Raw genomic sequence first — 17,381 nt, 5'->3', positions numbered from 1 at the left:
TCCCCTTTACCAAACATATCGATAATAATAATTATTATAATACAATTCATACCCTGATCGTATAGACCACCTAAATACATAATGAACCCTTGGATCTTTCATATGATAATGCCAAACTGGTATATCTTGTTCCTTTTTTCTAGTTCTTTTATTTCTCAAAGGTATATTTTTATGATAATCTAAACTAAATATTCTTTTATTATTATCTTTTTTGTCGAGAATTACCACTATTGCATTTGTACTGGAAGTAATTCTATATCGATCAGTTAAATTTTTAAATAACTTTGCCGCATAATTTCTTATTTTTGCAGCATATTTTGTACCGTATTTTTTTATTAAAGGCGTCGCAAATCTAAGAATAAGACCAATTATAGCAATTGGATTATGTCCATCTGGGTCTACATACATTACTGGATTATTCTTAGTATAGGTGTATAAATTTAGGGATTGTGGATCATCCTCAAACCCATGGAAAGTATCTCTTGTAATAAATCTACCATCTTTTGCATCATAATAGCGAGCCATTAGATAATATAACCCAGTAGCTTCATCGTATCGGTAACCAGCATATCTATATGGATTAGACGAAGCCATCGTTCCTGTTTGAGACGTAATGTTTCCCCAAGCATCATATTGGTACTGAGCTACTGTAACACCATTTGCATCCGTAAGTGCTGTGACATCACCGTGTCCATTTACATGGTAATAGTAGGTTGCACCACTTTTCGTCATACTAACCGGATTACCTTGGGCATCCCATGTATAGGAAGCTACAATGTTGTTATTAGCATCTGTCTCATAAATCACTTTATCCCCACTGTAGTGGTAGTAGATCGTTCCACTCGTAGTAGTCATACTTAATCGTTTTCCATCTTTATCATAGGTAAAGCTTGCCAAAGATGTTCCACCAGAATTCTTCACTTCAATAAGACGGTTTTCTACGTCATAGATAAACGTTCTTGCTCCGTTATTTTTCATGTTTCCATTCGCATCGTACGTATAGGCTTGACCTTTGACAGAAATAAGTTGGTTAGCATCGTCGTACGTGTAATTGGTTGTCGTTATATTTCCACCTTGAGTTACAACCTTCTTCGTACGGTTACCAACTGCATCATACTCGTAAGAATTCGAAGATCCATCTGCCAATGTTTCCTGTATCAACTGATTTAACGAATCGTATTGATAAGAAACCGTTCCGGCATTTGTTATCACACTAGTGTGGTTATTATTAGCATCATAGGAGTACGTATAGGTATCTAATAATGCTCCTGCAACATTGTAATTTTTCATAGACTTCAAACGGTTAGCATCATCATATTCGAAAGCAGTATACGTACCATTACCTTTTCTGGTAGAAATGACATTTCCACGCTCGTCGTAAATGAATTTCGCTTGGTTTACACCGTCTCGGGTTACTTCCGCCACCTGATTCAATGAATTATAGCTATATCCATTGGTAATTATAGTCGCTCCTGAAGTAACTGTTAATGAAGTAGGATTACCGTTATTGTCATAGGCATAATCAATCTTGTTTGACGCCCCTTCAGACTGTTGGGTGACAAGGTTGTTTTTATCATATGTGAAGCTTGTTGTTTTACCCGTATTATCGGCATACCATGCGATATTTCCATTGGCATCGTAGCCCAATCCCCACTGTTTAACGCCATTATGGTAGATACCGTCCATCCGATTCAATCCGTTATAGGTGTAGGATACGGTGTCACCCTTCGGGAAGATCAGTTTTTTTGTATTTCCATTCTTGTCATACCCTAATTGAATCACTTGATTTAATGGGTTAGTGATCTTTGAAACCTGATTAAATTCGTTGTATTCATAAGTGTTAACATTGTTTTTCGCATCTGTTATTGTAGTTCTATTTCCAACCGCGTCATACCCATAAGACGTTGTTTTCAAATTAGCATCTGTCATGCTAGTAAGCAAATTACGTTTATCATAGGCAAACGACGTGGTTTTTCCTTTTCCATCGGTAACACTTGTTTTATTTCCACCTGCGTCATAACTGAATTTCACGTTATTTCCAACTGGATTGTCCACTTCGGTGAGATAGTTTCCACCTGCGTCATAGGTGTTAAAGGTGTGAGAAGCTCCTTTTTCTAAACGCATCGCATCAAACCAAGCAGTACCATACTGATCATTGTAGAGATAAAGTACATCAACGGAATTGAAAGCTTTCGTTGGTTTTACTTGTGCAGCCACATGCTGCCAATCTGCTGTTGTTTTGCTAAAATCATTAGCAAAATTCCCTACTGTTCCATCGGTATAATTGATTTGGACTTGAAGATTATAACTTCCACCGTTGACGTCAGCACCTACTTGTTTAGACCAACCAGACAGTGTCAATGGCGTAGTGGCATCTCCGGAAAGATTAATGCGTTGCTTGATAAATTTGTTTTTTGTTTTTTCACCAGTAAGTTTAAATGAGTATGTTCCAACATAAACATTATCTTCGCCTGTACCATTTTGATAGACTCCATCATTGGCAGATAGGTTGGTGCTGTTTGTCCAGCCGAAAGGAACCTTATCGCCAGTACCGGTATTCCGTTCAAAGCTGGAATTTTCTACGTGGTTGTATGCGCTGAGAACCGTTCCTTTTTCTAACTGGATGCCATCAAAATAAGCTGTACCAGTTCCAGCATTAAGACCAACAGATACTCGAATGTTAGCCGTATTCGCTGGTACATTATCGACAACAGCCTGAATACGAGTCCAATCATGCGTTCCTTTTAACTGATAAGCCGGTTTTTCACTAATCCACCCTCCAGCAGAATCTAAAAATTCTACCTTTACGATTGCCGTATTGGTCGTACTTGTTGTTTTTACATATCCACTGACAATATATTTATTTCCTTCAACGTAAGGGATCAACTTATCTGTTTTAGCGATCGCCCATCCTGTCGGGTTCGAAATACTGATTGCTTTCGATCCAAATTTCGCTGTAGTCGACCAAGCAAAGTTAGCCGTTTTTCCAGATTCTATTGCCTTCGTCCAGTTATCCGCCCAGTTATCCGTATTGCTATCAATTTCAAAACTGGAGTTTGTTATCTGATTATCAGTAGCAGACATTGGATGTGTATCATATTCTACATTTCCATTTGCTGTATATCTGCTTGCAGAGGTCTGTACGTTCGCGTCAGTCGATTCCGTATTATTGTTTTTCGTATCGTAATCGGACGTACTAACGTTACTGTTAAAGTCCTGTTCCTTTACTAAGTTGTTTTGACTATCGTAAGTGTAAGAAGACGTTTGGTTTTCCGGAAGCTTCATGCTGGTAATGTTTCCATTAGTATCATAGGTGTATACCCATGTTGCTGTTCCATTCGCTTTATTGATATTGGCATCTTTTACCTGTGTCAAATTATTGTTGTTGTCATACGTAAAAGTAGTTATCGCTTTATTGGAGGTATCTAATGGATTTTCCGTTAACTGTACAACATTGCCATTGGCATTATACGTGTAATCCACTCGACGACCTTCTCCATCGGTCACAGAAGTAACCAAATTGGTCGTATCATAAGAATAAGTGCTCGTACTTGTTTGCTGAACACCGTCGATCGTAATCGGAAGGCTAATGCTTGAGATTCGGTCAGATGTGTCATAATCAATTGTAGTTTTAATGCTTCGAGCATCCGTAATTCCTGTGATGTTATGATCCGCATCATAAGTAAAAGTTGTTGCTTTTCCATCAGGATCAGTCACTTTTATGGGGTTACCAGAAGCATCGTATTCATAACTTGTTGCCCTGCCTGCCGGATCAGTTACACTTGAAACATATCCGTTTGTGCCGTAAGTAATAGTCGTTTCCCGTCCGGACGCATCTCGAACTTTTGTTAATTTTCCAGAAGTGTCATACACGAAAGTTGTTGTGTTAGCATTTGTGTCAACAATCGAGCTGATTTTTCCATTACTGTTAAAGTTCGTTTTATTGCCGTCAGTTTCGGTAATCGTATACGTTCCGTCAATATTCTTGACTAAATCAAGATAAATACCGCCAGCTGCTTCATATCCGCCTCCAACTTTTTCTCCAAAAATGTGACGCGTATTATCTTCATCAATTAAAGTGATTGGTCCACTTCCTGAATCAACGATTAATCGTTCAAGATTAGTAATCCATCCATATCCGAATAAACCTTTAAAAGAAGATTTTCGACTATTGAAAGTTCGGGTTAGGCTTACTACTGGCCCAAGTCCCTGAATCTCTACATCGGTTTCCTGATAAACAAGGTTTCCGTTTGCAGGGTTTACACCATCTTCCGTATTCGTCCAGAATGATTCCAAACCAATTGATTCAACGCGGTAGTTAATACTTAAACGAGGTGTGTTTGAACCATTGTTTACAGAGGTAAACGTACGGTATGGTGAAGTAGTTTCATTCTGCTGTTTTAGCATCAAACCATAATTGGCTTGTACACCGTTATACCAGTCTTTTGCAAGCTTTGTAATATCCCAGCCCCAGTATTCATTATATGAACTGCTTGTAACAGTTGATTCCTTAGTGCTTGCATTAGTTGGCTGTGTGTTCCATGTCACAGATGACGGCCAATCACTTGTAACGCGGTGTAAATCGACAGATACTTGTTGACTATCATTTCTCGTTTGATAGGCATTAAATGTCGCACTGTCAATTACACTATCGCTTGGAAGTGCCGGAAGAAAAAATCTTACGAGGGCACGGGTCGTTCCAAAGTAGCTGTTGTAACCGGTATGCATATAGGTATTGCTGGAGTAAATAGAATCAGGGAAGCTGCTTGCAACAAAATTATCACGGAGCACATCCCAGCTGTTGATCGTCGGATCAATCGTGACTGGATATTGGGTTTCTAGATCTTTCAAGAATGCCTGATCGGCAATTACATCTACAAACGTTTTCCCATTTTCTTCACGAAGATCAAGAGAGACTTTTTCCGAGTATTTTCCTTTTGCATCCGTCATATAAGGATTTTCAAAGAACCATACTGTTTTTCCCTTTAAATCTTTGAAAACGATGGTGCCGTTTTTTTCTTTATGAGGTATAACACCTTTCATCTTCAACTCAAAACTGAATGTATTTTCGTTTTGATATTGATTGAGAATAATATCTTCTTTTACAGCGCTGCCTTGTACACGGTAACGAACATCGACATTATCGAAAATCCCTTTATAGCTAATTTCATTTTCTTTAACTGCCCCCTGTACTTTTTTAGCTTTCACTGGAACTAAGCTAACACTTTTATCTTTCTTTTCAACAGTAACAAGTTCTCCATTTCCAGTTACTTGCGTAAACCATGCCTTTTGATCATTTGCGATGTTTTCAAATTTCCCCGCTTTTTTTGTACTGGTTTTGAGTTTATTATCGATCTTTTTCCACTTTTTATCTGAAGGATCTTGATAAAACTGTTGTTCCATAAAGATCTCTTCGGTAAAACTTCCGTCAGGATTTAAATACCTAGTTGAAAAGGGAGTGCGTTTATTTGTTAACTCCAGTTTTTGTTTTGGAAGCTTATTAGGTATTTCTCCAATTTCCGCAGTTAAAGTTTCCTTTTTAGGAGCCCTTTTCGCTTCCCCTGGTGCTGCTTCTGTGAAACTTGGCCCTACTAAACTAACAAGAAGGCAAAATGAAATGATTATCGCAAAATAGCGATAAAAGGTCCTGAACGATGAAGGCATATTCTGTTTTTCTTCCTCTCTAAATTATGTACTATCCGGAATAGTCCAGATAATTATATCTAGAATGAAAAATATTGGATATATATAAATTTTTGGTAAAAAAGTATTACAAACCCAAATCCTAATTCTTTAAATCTTTTGATGAAATTACACCATGTTTACATGCACAAATAGAAAAACCCTCGGACTTTAATTTCAAGTCAACGAGGGTTGGAATTACCATAGAACATCATTTATCGGGCATCTTCAGACGTAGGAGTAAACCATACAACCTATTTATATTTAATATAAAAATCTTAATCTATTATTTTGCTAATAAGCTGTCAATTGTTACAAATTCATAGCCTTCTGCTCTTAATTGGTTAATCATCTGCGGCAACGCATCGACTGTGCCTTGTAATTTGGTATTTTGGAAGTTGTGCTGAAGGACAATCCCTCCTGGTGATTTGTCCCTATTCACAATCGTCAAAATCTCATCCGCTGATTTACCGCTCCAATCGAGTGTATCTACGGACCAGAGAATGTTTTTAAATCCTAGTTTTTCAAATACCATTGCATCAGCAGCTGTAAAGTCGCCATAAGGCGGTCTTAATAAAGTAGCTTTTACTCCCGTTACTCTTTCAACGATTTCATTAGTTGATGTAATCTGTTGGATAACTTGGGCAGTATAGAGTTTGGATAATTCAGGGTGATCCCATGTATGGTTTGCAATGGCATGACCTTCCTCTACCATCCTTTTAGCCAACTGCGGATAATAGGAAACTTGCTCTCCGACTACAAAAAACGTGGCTGGTACACCTTTTTCTTTTAATATATCCAGAATCTGAGGTGTAATAATTTTGTCTGGGCCGTCATCGAAAGTTAAAGCAATTTTCTTTTCAGTAATTTCGGCCTTTTCATATGCGATCGGCTTGCTCTCTTCTGGGGTGTTTGTTTGAATAAAAGTTCTAGAAATTTTCGAATCATAGGTAACGGTCATTCCCAATTTCTGTGCTGTTACCAATAATGGAATGTAAGGACGGCCATTAATAACAGTTGTTGTCGTAGCCAGGTACTCACGGTTCCATTTGTTTTTTTCTTTCACATAATAGTCCATATACGCCTTGTCCAATGGCAGAGCAACAATATTATTTCTCTCAACAGCAATAGAATTATATTTTTCATTCTTATCAACATTAGCACCTGTATGCTTGAAGAATAGATCTGGGACCATTAGATGGCCATTTTGCATATAGTAGCTTGTCTTGATGAGCTTCCCATCAACAGAAATATTAGCCGATGATATTGTTGCAGCCTGGGCTGGCGCTACACCAAAAAGACCTGATATTACGAAGAAAATGAGAAGAATGGCCAAAAATGCCCTTTTTCCCTCCATTTTGTTTGCTATAAACATTATTATCCCCCTGTGTGTTCTATCTTTTTTCTTACAGAAAGGATTTTATCAACAAATTACAAATAACAAAACAGTTTATTATTGGAAAAAATAAAGAGGGAAGATTCGAACCTCGTATACTCAAAATGAACAAAATAGTTTTAGGGAAAAACTTCTCAATTTATAGAATAATAGTTAATATGAAATAAAAAAATTTAAATAGAAGGGTTGAATCTAATGCTTAAAATATATTCGAATATCCTATTAGTTGTAGGATGGCTTTTCTTAGCCTTTAGCATTTATTTATTTTTGTGGACTTTTATTGAAGTAAGCGCAGTTTATATTGGTATTTGTGTACTGATTGTAGGATTACTTTCACTATTTTTTTCAAAAAAAATTGATAATCATTCAGGAAATTTCTTTTCCTTGTATGATCGGTAGGTAAATAAAAAACGCTCCAAATTAAATGGGGCGTTTGGTTCCAAAGGGTAATCAGTAAAACAAGAAAAGTACTCCAATCCTTAGCTTGAAGGCTTAAGGTTGAGTCCTTTTTTATCTTAGTGATAAGTATCTTATTATTGGATTTTTAGGATTCTATAATTTTTATGAGCAACTTCAGTTCTATTCCCTTCAAACTCTTGCTGCGAGTGATTTTCTGTAATATTGATGATCACCGAGTTTTCATTTATCTTTTCAATTATTCCTTTATTACCAGTTTTTTCTTTCCTAAGGTTAATTAAAATAAAGTTTTGTTTAGTTTATTTTACAGTAGCCATGAGAATCAATATCAGGATTAATCCTGATTTCTTATGAATTTTAAAAGCCATTGAGCCTCGTGATGCAGAGCATGATAACGATAGACTTTTGAATTAGGTCCTGAACAAAAAAACCAATTCATCAGTTAAAGTGATGAATGGTTTTTCTGTTAAAATCTTGCTACATAATAAATCATTATGTACTTAGAATTTGTATTCAAAATAATATGGCCAATATCCCTAAATGGGATATTACTATACGGGTATCAATTTCCTCGTCAGTAAACCAACGATCTTTTATTAAATATGAATTGTAGCTATCTTTTAGCTTAATCACTTTTCTTGATCTATCCGATTCTAATGAAGATACCTCCTTGATTGGCAATTCTAATTCGTTCGGTAGGAATCTGCCCTTCTCGTCTCTTAACCTTTGTTCCACGTCTGTTATGTTCCTGGATTCCAATTTCTTTATTTGAATTAAGTTGTCTTTCAATTTCTTTTGTTCGTGAATTGTTAACATTGACGTCCTTACCTCCCTTCCGTTTTGGGTTCTGCTCCATCCATACCCAGTGGTGATCCATTAACCATGGACTAGAGGGGAAAAGGACGTCTTTCTTTTTATGCTTCAGCAAAATTGATTCGAACGATGGTGAAATGGCTGCTGCAAAAAGTGCTGCACGTATGATTTGGTTACGATCAAGAGTTGTTGCTCGAAAAAGATCATCCACATATTCTTTAAAAACATCGGGATAACGAACAGTAGGACGATAAACCATAGTTTATTTTCCCCTCATTTCAGGTAAGGGAATTTCTTCCCTTACCTCAAGTAAGATTTTTTTACCTTCATCCGATAAATAGACGTCCTTACTCTCGAGTAGATAAATAGCCAATTCTTTTGTCATTTTAACTCCTCCTTATGTAACGCCATTTCCTGACGTCTTTAATAGAGGATATTAGGCACTGCTTGTCCACTATTCCTACGAATTTGGAACAGACCAAAATTCATCATGCTCTTGTTGCTTTTGCTTTAACCATTGATTTAAACCAGTAACCAATTACAAAGCCTATATAAAAAACCCATATTCACTACGAATAAGGGCTTTTTGTTTTGTCTAAAATATTCGGTTTTCCTTAGGAATACTTCTCAACAAGAAGGCAGCTTGTAGGATAGTATATTGCTGCCTTCTCGCTATCATATGACTCGAACAATAAGGTTTATTCATCCCCTATGCCCTATTTATCTTGTTTGTGCGCAGTTACGCAATTACTCACTGGCGCAGTCTCAGGTAATTAAAAATCTATGGAAGAGAGGCTGTTATTATTTTTTTTAAAGGCAGAGAGAGTCTCTTAGATTAGAAAAAAATGTTTATACCAATCTCCTTAAATACGAAAATATTTTTTATTTTAGTCAATCTTATGTATTCATCAAGTCATAAGCAACAAGGAAAAAACAAATCAAAGGATGACTCATGGCTGCTAATGTTCGTATTTTACTGTGGTGCGTTCCAAATTTCATTCAAATAAATTAAAGTTAAGTTTTGTGTTTCCGTGTCGTTTTTTAACATTCAATATTTAAATGGGTGTTCTATAAAATTACCCTGCCCTCATATATATAGTTTAAATACTGCGTCAGTGACGCAATGGAGGGTTTTAATTTGAACGAATATAAAAGCGTCAGTGAACAAGCTAAAACCAGAGGATTAGGTGGAAAGCGGGTATGCAGAGTTTCTGTTAGCATGACAAGTGAATACGACCGCAAACTTCATAAGCTCTCATTGGCGTGTGGAGGTATGTCTAAATCACGTTTATCCGATGAGTTATTAAAAATTGCACTTGATTCCCCAAATGTAATTGAGTTTTTACAAAAAAAACATGGTGGAGCTTTTGAAGAATATTGGGTATCCCCTACTCTTATTAAGGAAAAAGGAAAACAAACAGTAGTGTATTGAAATTCATCGAATCTAATTTCGATGAATTTCTATCGGTTGGCTGCTATTCGTAAACCCACTTTAAACATATCCTTATCTTTCTTGTAGCAATTGGAGCACAAGCCCCATCTTTCTTCATGTTTCTTTTTATCTCTTGCTCTGGTATTTTTACCACAATCTCTGCATTTCATATTTATCCAACTCCCCTTGTCTAATAACTTGGTATTGTTATTGACAGGTAGAATGAAATTTATACATTTTGTTAGAAATGAAAAAAAGAGACGCCTATTGATAACCAAAGTTAAGGCTTCTAAATTTCTCTAACGTTCCATTTGCCTCTATGTATTCCAGTATCTGTGGAACCTCCACTTTAGAACTATAGATGATCGTCTTCGTGATGCTGGTTTGTGAATGATGTTGGACTTTCTTTTCCTTTGTCCCTATACGCTTACATAAAAACGATGTCAGGCGAAGAAGCACTTCTTGTGAACCGTATATATAGAGCTGCGGCCGTAGATAGTTTTTTTCTTTCGAATAACTTGTGGTCAGGGTATGCCGAAGACGGATGTAAGCCTTACAAAAAACATCTTCATCCAAATCGCCTGAAGGAAAAGGGCGGTTCTCAGCCTGAACAGGCAGCCACCCCATATCTTTCATTTTGCTGACAAGAGGATGATGAGGATGCATTGAGCAAACCCATTGCTCGTAAGGTCTATCTTTATCACTTCGAATATAGGCTATTTGAGAACGAATGGGCCGGGTTTTCATAACCATCTCAGAAAATCGTTCAATCAATCCCCTATTCGCATGCCGAATGGTAAAGCCATTGTCTGAATAAGAACCTAAAGCCCATAATGTGGCCAGTACTTCAGAAAATTCGTCTGATTTAAAAAACGAGGTAAACCAATCCTCTTCCTCTTGAGTCAGCCTAAAAGTCAATTCCTGCACCTCGCTTTACGGTTATTTGGTTTTGTCCAATCAATCATTCATGGTCTTTCCCTATTCGCACCATTCATAATAGCGTCTTGGCGACTACAAAATTCATAGAATCATTTTGCATCCAAATTAAATAAAATCAGATTTATTTAATAATATCATCAATTATCCTGCCTTCGTTAGCTCAATAAACCATATCGATTAAATGGACCAATACAAAAAGACGCCTTATTATTCAAGAAAGGCGCCCGATTGCTAAAGATCACTAAAACTTCTATTAGCTGGGTTAGTTTAATAAAAAGTGACTTTAGATTAAAGTTCTTGCAGAATCAATTTTCATAAAAAATTCATTAACAACCTTATTCTTCCATGAGATCCAAATATAATTTATTCTAGTTTATCTAAATGAGAAGTATTATTTAAAAAATGAATTACTTTTCCTTGCTCCGTTATTTCAATAAAACTAATTCCAGTATCCCCATTTTTAAAATAAAAGTCCTTAGTTACGGGCATATGAAAAAATGAACGAAGGAGGCAGTTTATAACCCCACCATGAGCAACAATTGCAATTCTATTATGTAGAGAAGAGGATAGAATTTTTGAGAAGATAGATTCTATTCGCATTCTAAATTCTATATGAGTTTCACCTTCTTCAAATCTATCATGAAGATATTTTGGATTAGGATACTTTTTAGCTTCCTCGAAAGTTAGACCAGCTTGAATACCATTATTAAATTCCATTAATTCTTCTTTAAATTGTATAGGACAACCTACTTTGTTTGAAAGTAAGGATGCAGTTTCCTTTGCTCTTTGAAGGGTGCTAGACCAAACAATTTCAGGTGGAAACTCATTTTTCACTCTTTCTGCCATTAATTGTACTTGTTTACGACCTATCTCTGTTAAAGGAAAGTCTGCTCTTCCTTCGTGTACTTTTAATATATCCGCTTCTGATTGGCCGTGCCTGATTAACAAAATTTCCAAATATTATCTCCCATCCTTATTAAGAAATTATACATATGTAATGCAATTATAAAAAATTATAGCATCTTTATTAAAGTAAACTCGCTATATAGTTTAATTAAATCCCTTCACAATCCCACTTCAAAATAAACATAAATATCCAGTTTTGTTTGGCAGTAATATTCCATTAAATAGCATAATTGTGGAACTGAAGATTGAATAAATAAGAAAGTACTGCAAAAATGGCACCTCATTTTTTACTAATATTCCATCTGTTTAATTTACAATTCCCACAATAGTTATATTATTCTCGTTAGTTCGCAATATACTATGCATAAAACCCGATTTTACGCTTAATTTCTTTTAAGAACGGAACACTAATTGATCTTGCTTTCTCTGCTCCATTTTTCAAAATTCCATCTAATGTTTCAGGGGATGCCATAAGCTCATTATATTTCTCACGTGGTTGTTTTATAAATCTATCCATAACTTTAAACAACTCCTTTTTTGCTTCACCCCAGCCAATGCCATTTAAATATTGTTCTTTCATTTTTTCTACTTCAGTTGGAGAAGCAAATTCTTTATATAACATAAATAGAACTGAAGTATCAGGGTCTTTCGGTGCCTCTGGTGGCAATGAATCAGTTTTGATCTTATTAATTAGTTTTTGTAATTTATTTGGTTCTTCAAAAAGAGGAATTGTATTATTATAACTTTTACTCATTTTCCGACCATCTAATCCAGGCAAAACAGCTGTATCTTCTTGTATTTTGTACTCTGGTAACAAGAATGTCTCCCCATAATTATTATTAAAACTTTCAGCAATGTCCCTAGCGATTTCTACATGTTGTACTTGGTCTTTTCCAACAGGGACAACTTCCGTTTTAAACATCAAAATATCTGCTGCCATTAGAATCGGGTAGTTGAATAATCCCATATTGACACCAAAATCTAAATCCTTTTGCGAGTTTTTATTGCTATCAACAATAGCTTTATATGCATGAGCCCTATTCATTAATCCCTTGGATGCAAAACAGCTAAAAATCCAGTTCAATTCAAATATCTCAGGAACATCAGATTGTCTATAAAAGATGACCTTATCAGGATCAAGCCCCAATGCTAACCATGTTGCTGCTATTCCATATGATAAATGTCGAAATTCTTCAGCATTATGAACTTTTGTTAGACCATGATAATCTGCAACAAAGTATGCTGGTTTATAATCTTGTATCTCAGCTAATTCCAAGGCAGGCTTTATCGCTCCAATATAATTACCCAAATGAATTTGTCCCGTAGGTTTTATTCCAGTTAAAATAGTTTTTTTCATAATAACCTCCTCGTATAGATTAAAATTAAATACAAAAAGGGCTACCCATCCCCAAAAACAAGGACGAGTAACCCGTGGTGCCACCTTTATTCGTTTACAAATGTAAACGCACTTATCCGTACTGAAACAGTAAATTTGTTTCGATACTTAGTCTCTTTTAACGGTAAGACAGTCCGCTAAACCTACTACTTGTTTCAGTCTAGTAGCTCAGAAGCCCATTCAACAATAATCCCGCACTGATTTTCACCAACCATCAGCTCTCTGAAGTGTTCTTAAAGCTTACTCTTCTTCTTCATCGCTCTCAAAGTATATTAGATTAATTCTAAAATATGGATAGTAAAAGGTCAAGGAAGAGTGCAATTCATGCTAAAGAAAAGCGCCCGATTGTTGAGAAACAAAATCAATCTTTATTTAGTTATTTTTTCAAGGAATGGAGTTATGTAACTTCGATACTCTTCGGTTAATCCCTTAGGTAATTTATTCAAATTAAAGAACTGTATATCCAAAGATTCCTCTTTATCTATATTTATTTCGCCTTTAAAACCCTTGGTTAAATAAACGGCAGTTACAGAATACAATTCATCCCCATTAGAAACCTTAAAGTAATAATCTGGACCAGAAAAAACCCCTAGAAGTTTTAAATCAAAAATTAGAAGACCTGTTTCTTCTTTCACTTCTCTTATGGCAGTATCTTCCAGACTTTCTCCTAATTCCATCAAACCACCAGGTAAGCCCCAGCCACCATCATTTCTGTGCTGCAATAACAAATCATTTTTATCATTAAGAACCAAAACAACCGAACCAGTTAATATTAAAGGTCTATTTCCAACTAGGTTTCTTAATTCTTTAACGTAATTCAAGCGATATCTCCCACCCATTGTCTTGGTTTTTTTATTTTCTTTAGTAAGAAATGTTAGTCACTTATCCCACTAAACTTCCCCTTTTCTGGAACAACTTACAAATTCAAGATGAATCATCAAATTTCCTTTCTTACTCCAGAATATGGCCCAATTCAAAAAGGACGCCTTCTTATTCAAGAAGTGCGCCCGATTATTGAATAATGAAATATGAGAAAGAGCATATAAATGGATTCTCAGTTATTAATGATTGATAATTCTCTTTCAACTATCCCGCGTTCATAAAAAAACGTTTAAATATGCTAAATTCTCCTGTAAAAATGTTTGATGCTTTTCGATACCTCTTCTTTTACACCAACCAATTGAATTAAACGCATCAGTAAAGCGATAAAACGGTAGTACTTCTTGTAAGTTAATAAGTGGACGAATGGACTCATAGCCTTTTTGATACGCATCCCTCGTTCCAGGATATTTCATGAAAATATCACGATTAATTTTTGTAAAGTCCATTTCGGTTGCGCCAATTCTGACACTTTCAAAATCAATAATGCCGGCCACTTGATTTTCATGAACTAATATATTGCCTGGTCGAAAATCCATATGTATAAAACTAGGTCCGTCTGGAGAAGGAAGTAATTTCAGTTGACGAACAAAATGCTTCAATGATTGTTCGTATAAACAGGGATCTATAACTTCTTTTACATCTTCTGCAAAGGAATAGAATTGTCGCTCAATAAACTCAGACCATTGACCATAAACATTGGAAACAGGACTTTTGAAATCCTGTTCATTTGGAACGATTGCATGCAGTATTGCGTGGTGTACTCCGATATCATAAGCTAAATCTGTATCCACCTTCTCTGTTATCGGCACACCGTTGATTGCGGATAATAATAAAGCACCAGTGACATCCTCATTACCTTCCCAATAGTCTAACATTTGTGGTACAGGTAGCTCATGGCGTAATCGTTTAAGTACAGTATACTCACGTTCAAGCTTTGGTTTGGAATAAGGAATTTTTATATAGACTGTACGATGGTCGATTAATTGGATTTTATAAACTGCAGAACTAAAAGACTGCGGAACATCCTCAATTGTTAACACATTCAACTTAAATTTATCTATTACTTGTTGTAACATATCCATTCACCCCCCTATTTCTGCACCGTTAATCTTATTCACAATCTCCAACAATAATAACATAAATATCCATTATTTTTGGGAGTCTTACTCCATTAAATGGCCAGATTCTTGAATAGCATGATGGCATTTTTTAAACAATTTTATTGTTACTTAACCCCTTGCATAAACACCCTCTTTTTTATGCAGCCAACCGGCTTCTTCCGCAGCTGAAAACGTTGATCTGGCAGGCTTGTATAAAAACGTGCATAACCCATAAATTTGGACAGCGAAAAACCCCTTGGTAATCAAGGGGTTTTTGTTTTGTTAACTTCCTCTAGGAACGATTATGTTAACTAGATTTGTATATGGTATACATATTAAATGACAATAAAACTACTACTTCTTCTTTGTGGTAATATTAGGTTATTAATAAGTGGGTGGTGATAATCATGGAACATAGATGGCTTGAATGGGCGAAACAACTTCAATCGATTGCTCAAGCAGGATTAACTTATTCTAAAGACGTTTATGATTTAGAACGGTTTGAATTAATAAGAAATATAAGCGTAGAAATATTGTCGCAACATACAGATATGGATAAGACAATTATAAGGGATTTGTTTGCCAATGAAACCGGTTATGCAACGCCTAAGGTAGATATTAGGTCTGTTGTTTTTAAAGATAATAAAATCTTAATGGTTAGAGAAAATACTGACGGAGATTGGTCGTTACCAGGTGGTTGGGGTGATATTGGATTAACCCCAAGTGAAGTTGCAGTCAAAGAAGTGAAAGAAGAATCAGGATTTGATGTAAAAGCGATTAAATTGTTAGGGGTACTAGATAAGAAGTGTCATCCGCATCCTCCTTCTCCTTATCACGTTTATAAAATGTTTATCCAATGTGAAATAATCGGTGGACAAGCCAAAAAAGGAATAGAAACTAGTGCAGTTGAGTTTTTCGCTGAAAATGAACTGCCATCATTATCAATAGCTCGAAATACAGAATCACAAATTAAATTGGCTTTTAAACATTTACATAATCCACAAGAACCTGTCTATTTTGATTAACTATTATAAAATACTACCAAGGATCTTCAATCGAAGATTCTTTTTTCATGCCTATAATTAGCTTATGTAAACTAGTTTTGTATAGAATATTCATTCGATCCTTCTGGATCATCTTCAACTACGTGGCAGGATAATTTAACAAGGGTGAGAATATAAATATAGAAATTTGGAGGTGGATTAAAATAGAATCTATTAAAAAAAATCTATCAAATGAAAGGCTTTTATTAAGGGAATTCACTGAAAGTGATTGGATAGGTGTACATAAGTATGCATCTAAGGAGAAAGTTTGTCAATATCAGGATTGGGGACCAAATTCTGAAGAGGAATCTCAAGCATTTGTGAAACAAGTTCTCGTTGATGCAGCTAAAAAACCAAGAACGCGATATATGTTTGCCATTGTTCTAAAAAAAGAAGAAAAAATGATTGGTGCTGGAGAGATTAATATTAGGGATTTCAATCATAAGAACGGAGAAATAGGCTATATTATAAATCCAGATTATTGGGGGCGTGGTATCGCAACCGATGTTGCTAAACTATTAATTGAATTTGGATTTAGTACATTTAATCTTCATCGTATATTTGCCTATTGTGACCCTAGAAATATTGGTTCAAAAAAAGTAATAGAAAAAGTCGGGATGACTATGGAAGGTAGGCTTCGTGAAAACCTATTAATTAAAGATGGTTGGCGTGATTCGTTATTATATAGTGTTTTGGAACATAAATGAAAAAAATAATTATTTTGTCTTTGCTGAACTAAAATACGTTAATTAAACAAGCATTATGTTAACTAGATTTGTATACAGTATTCTGTAGCATTGGAAAAAAGTTTGATCAAAAATAACGCATAAACCTGCATTTTTATGGCAAATGGAAAGAATCCATTTATAAAAAAGATCGATCAAAATAGATACTAAAGCTTTGAATATAGATGGAATTTTTATAAAAAAGTTTGATCATTTTAGAGTTTGTTTTATTGAACATTAGATCCATGTTAGTTTTACATAAAATCAAAAGCACCCTATTAGGGGTGCTTTTGATTCTTTTTAAATTCAATTAGTTCTTTATTTATTTGTTCTTCGTATTCGTTCGCTAGTTCTTTCTTTCGAATAATCGAGATTAATACCTCAGCCTTGACGGAAGTCCATATGCCAGCCAGTAATATTTTTGTCTTGTCAACGAAGTTTGGATTTTTATTAAGCCAACTATGCACTTCCAAGTCTTTCTTGGATTCTTTTAAAATATCCTTACTCAAACTGTCATAAATCTCCTTGTAAGTATTCTCGGTAAATTTAAAATCTAACTTATGACTTAATCTAGGGGTCCTACCAACAAAACGCGGAAAACATACGCTAAGCAAATTTCGACATGGAGAAAGCCGATTTTTCCTACGTTA

The 17,381-nt window shown here is 35.4% G+C and carries 14 protein-coding genes and 1 other annotated feature; of the genes, 3 read left to right on the top strand and 11 right to left on the bottom strand.

Going from position 1 to position 17,381, the window contains the following annotated elements; all coding sequences use genetic code 11:
• Positions 1 to 6 precede the first annotated feature (6 nt).
• From GJU41_RS19520 to GJU41_RS25295, 5 genes are all read right to left on the bottom strand, one after another.
• Positions 7 to 5,664, bottom strand: a complete 5,658-nt coding sequence (locus tag GJU41_RS19520) for a DNRLRE domain-containing protein (RefSeq protein WP_154319297.1) — start codon at positions 5,662 to 5,664, stop codon at positions 7 to 9.
• Between the two features lie 304 nt (positions 5,665 to 5,968).
• Positions 5,969 to 7,057 carry a polysaccharide deacetylase family protein gene (locus GJU41_RS19515; RefSeq protein ID WP_154319296.1) on the bottom strand — a complete coding sequence of 363 codons (1,089 nt, stop codon included), beginning with the start codon at positions 7,055 to 7,057 and terminating at the stop codon, positions 5,969 to 5,971.
• Between the two features lie 554 nt (positions 7,058 to 7,611).
• The gene (locus tag GJU41_RS19510) at positions 7,612 to 7,773 is read right to left on the bottom strand and encodes a DUF2187 family protein (protein ID WP_346265506.1); all 162 of its coding nucleotides are present in this window, start codon (positions 7,771 to 7,773) and stop codon (positions 7,612 to 7,614) included.
• 365 nt (positions 7,774 to 8,138) lie between these two features.
• Positions 8,139 to 8,567: a hypothetical protein gene (locus tag GJU41_RS19505; protein ID WP_154319295.1), complete on the bottom strand. Its 429-nt coding sequence runs from the start codon at positions 8,565 to 8,567 to the stop codon at positions 8,139 to 8,141.
• 3 nt (positions 8,568 to 8,570) lie between these two features.
• Positions 8,571 to 8,693, bottom strand: coding sequence for a hypothetical protein (locus GJU41_RS25295; protein ID WP_263596932.1), 123 nt, complete (start codon positions 8,691 to 8,693; stop codon positions 8,571 to 8,573).
• 753 nt (positions 8,694 to 9,446) lie between these two features.
• On the opposite strand from GJU41_RS25295, the gene GJU41_RS19500 reads away from it, so the two are divergent.
• Complete coding sequence (locus GJU41_RS19500; RefSeq protein WP_154319294.1) at positions 9,447 to 9,740, top strand: hypothetical protein; 294 nt, start codon at positions 9,447 to 9,449, stop codon at positions 9,738 to 9,740.
• Between the two features lie 264 nt (positions 9,741 to 10,004).
• Here the strand turns inward: GJU41_RS19500 and GJU41_RS19495 are convergent, their stop codons facing one another.
• The 5 genes from GJU41_RS19495 to GJU41_RS19475 all read right to left on the bottom strand — a co-directional run bounded on the left by GJU41_RS19495 (position 10,005) and on the right by GJU41_RS19475 (position 14,945).
• Positions 10,005 to 10,658 carry a hypothetical protein gene (locus tag GJU41_RS19495; protein ID WP_154319293.1) on the bottom strand — a complete coding sequence of 218 codons (654 nt, stop codon included), beginning with the start codon at positions 10,656 to 10,658 and terminating at the stop codon, positions 10,005 to 10,007.
• Between the two features lie 384 nt (positions 10,659 to 11,042).
• The gene (locus tag GJU41_RS19490; RefSeq protein WP_154319292.1) at positions 11,043 to 11,636 is read right to left on the bottom strand and encodes a histidine phosphatase family protein; all 594 of its coding nucleotides are present in this window, start codon (positions 11,634 to 11,636) and stop codon (positions 11,043 to 11,045) included.
• A 307-nt stretch (positions 11,637 to 11,943) separates the two neighbouring features.
• Entirely contained in the window at positions 11,944 to 12,942 is a 999-nt protein-coding gene (locus tag GJU41_RS19485) for a tryptophan--tRNA ligase (protein WP_154319291.1), read from the bottom strand.
• Positions 12,943 to 12,998: 56 nt separating this feature from the next.
• Positions 12,999 to 13,247: a binding site (T-box leader), on the bottom strand.
• Between the two features lie 102 nt (positions 13,248 to 13,349).
• Positions 13,350 to 13,802 (bottom strand): NUDIX hydrolase, encoded by a 453-nt coding sequence (locus tag GJU41_RS19480; RefSeq protein ID WP_154319290.1) that lies wholly within the window; start codon positions 13,800 to 13,802, stop codon positions 13,350 to 13,352.
• 276 nt (positions 13,803 to 14,078) lie between these two features.
• Positions 14,079 to 14,945 carry a phosphotransferase family protein gene (locus GJU41_RS19475; protein WP_154319289.1) on the bottom strand — a complete coding sequence of 289 codons (867 nt, stop codon included), beginning with the start codon at positions 14,943 to 14,945 and terminating at the stop codon, positions 14,079 to 14,081.
• Positions 14,946 to 15,370: 425 nt separating this feature from the next.
• Here GJU41_RS19475 and GJU41_RS19470 point away from each other — a divergent pair, with 425 nt between their 5' ends.
• Together GJU41_RS19470 and GJU41_RS19465 are read left to right on the top strand one after the other, a co-directional pair.
• A complete protein-coding gene (locus GJU41_RS19470; RefSeq protein WP_154319288.1) occupies positions 15,371 to 15,988 on the top strand; it encodes an NUDIX hydrolase in 618 nt (205 codons plus the stop codon).
• Positions 15,989 to 16,140: 152 nt separating this feature from the next.
• Positions 16,141 to 16,713 (top strand): GNAT family N-acetyltransferase, encoded by a 573-nt coding sequence (locus GJU41_RS19465; RefSeq protein WP_346265505.1) that lies wholly within the window; start codon positions 16,141 to 16,143, stop codon positions 16,711 to 16,713.
• Between the two features lie 296 nt (positions 16,714 to 17,009).
• Here the strand turns inward: GJU41_RS19465 and GJU41_RS19460 are convergent, their stop codons facing one another.
• On the bottom strand, positions 17,010 to 17,240 hold the full coding sequence (locus tag GJU41_RS19460; protein WP_154319287.1) for a hypothetical protein: 231 nt from the start codon (positions 17,238 to 17,240) through the stop codon (positions 17,010 to 17,012).
• Between the last annotated feature and the right edge of the window lie 141 nt (positions 17,241 to 17,381).

It is taken from the genome of Metabacillus idriensis, assembly GCF_009674765.1.
GTDB classification, from domain to species: domain Bacteria; phylum Bacillota; class Bacilli; order Bacillales; family Bacillaceae; genus Bacillus_P; species Bacillus_P idriensis.
The sequence above is the reverse complement of the archived record's forward strand: the minus strand, read 5'-3'. Positions and strand labels throughout refer to the sequence as shown.

What these genes read in the sequence shown, in the direction of transcription:
- GJU41_RS19470 (WP_154319288.1), top strand. Translation starts at nt 15,371, where the DNA reads ATGGAACATAGATGGCTTGAATGGGCGAAACAACTTCAATCGATTGCT.
- GJU41_RS25295 (WP_263596932.1), bottom strand. Translation starts at nt 8,693, where the DNA reads ATGACAAAAGAATTGGCTATTTATCTACTCGAGAGTAAGGACGTCTAT.
- GJU41_RS19475 (WP_154319289.1), bottom strand. Translation starts at nt 14,945, where the DNA reads ATGGATATGTTACAACAAGTAATAGATAAATTTAAGTTGAATGTGTTA.
- GJU41_RS19505 (WP_154319295.1), bottom strand. Translation starts at nt 8,567, where the DNA reads ATGGTTTATCGTCCTACTGTTCGTTATCCCGATGTTTTTAAAGAATAT.
- GJU41_RS19520 (WP_154319297.1), bottom strand. Translation starts at nt 5,664, where the DNA reads ATGCCTTCATCGTTCAGGACCTTTTATCGCTATTTTGCGATAATCATT.
- GJU41_RS19485 (WP_154319291.1), bottom strand. Translation starts at nt 12,942, where the DNA reads ATGAAAAAAACTATTTTAACTGGAATAAAACCTACGGGACAAATTCAT.
- GJU41_RS19515 (WP_154319296.1), bottom strand. Translation starts at nt 7,057, where the DNA reads ATGTTTATAGCAAACAAAATGGAGGGAAAAAGGGCATTTTTGGCCATT.